The organism is Bradyrhizobium valentinum, assembly GCF_001440405.1.
In the GTDB taxonomy this organism is placed as follows: Bacteria; Pseudomonadota; Alphaproteobacteria; order Rhizobiales; family Xanthobacteraceae; genus Bradyrhizobium; species Bradyrhizobium valentinum.
This window is the reverse complement of sequence record NZ_LLXX01000160.1, coordinates 1-1,137: the sequence shown is the minus strand read 5'-3', so window position 1 is coordinate 1,137 and position 1,137 is coordinate 1. Positions and strand designations below refer to the sequence as shown.

Below are 1,137 nucleotides of genomic sequence, written 5' to 3'. Positions count from 1 at the left end.
GAGCAAGTGCTGGAACGCCCGCTCCGTCCCGGCGAGGTGTCGCTCGACGACCTCGAGCGCGCCTTCCGCGAGACCGCGACCGAAGCCGCGCCCGCCGCGCCCAAGCCCGCCGTCAAGCCAGCCGAGCCGGAAGCCAAGGAAGCAGCCAAGGACGTCAAGGCCAGACCCGCCAAGCGCGCTGTGGCGGCCGATGCCGACGTCCAGGAAGCCGACAAGATCGCCAACCAGTCGATCCGCGTCAACGTCGACACCCTCGAACACCTGATGACCATGGTCTCCGAGCTGGTGTTGACCCGCAACCAGCTCCTGGAGATCTCCCGGCGCAACGAGGACACCGAGTTCAAGGTGCCGCTGCAGCGGCTCTCCAACGTCACCGCCGAGCTGCAGGAAGGCGTCATGAAGACGCGGATGCAGCCGATCGGCAACGCCTGGCAGAAGCTGCCGCGGATCGTCCGCGACCTCTCCGGCGAACTCGGCAAGCAGATCGAATTGGAAATGCACGGCGCCGACACCGAGCTCGACCGCCAGGTGCTCGATTTGATCAAGGATCCCCTGACCCACATGGTGCGCAACTCCGCCGACCATGGCCTGGAGACGCCGGCCGAGCGGCTCGCCGCCGGCAAGGGCGAGCAGGGCACCATCCGGCTGTCCGCCTATCACGAGGGCGGCCACATCATCATCTGCATCGCCGACAATGGCCGCGGCCTCAACACCGAGCGGATCAAGGCCAAGGCGCTGCAGAACGGTCTCGTCACCGAGGCCGAGCTGGAGAAGATGACCGAGGCCCAGATCCACAAGTTCATCTTCGCCCCGGGCTTCTCCACCGCGGCGACCGTCACCTCGGTCTCCGGCCGCGGCGTCGGCATGGACGTGGTGCGCACCAATATCGACCAGATCGGCGGCACCATCGACATCAAGTCGATCGCCGGCGAGGGGTCGTCCGTCACCATCAAGATCCCGCTGACGCTCGCGATCGTCTCGGCCCTGATCGTGGAAGCCGCCGGCGACCGCTTTGCGATCCCGCAGCTCTCGGTGGTCGAACTGGTGCGGGCGCGCGCCAACTCCGAACACCGCATCGAGCGCATCAAGGACACCGCGGTCTTGCGGCTGCGCAACAAGCTGTTGCCGCTGATGCAC

1 protein-coding gene is annotated in these 1,137 nt (G+C 66.9%); it reads left to right on the top strand.

The window, feature by feature from the left end; translation table 11 throughout:
• Nucleotides 1–1,137 (top strand): chemotaxis protein CheA (locus tag CP49_RS28265; protein WP_197423263.1); only part of this gene is annotated, 1,137 nt, incomplete at both ends.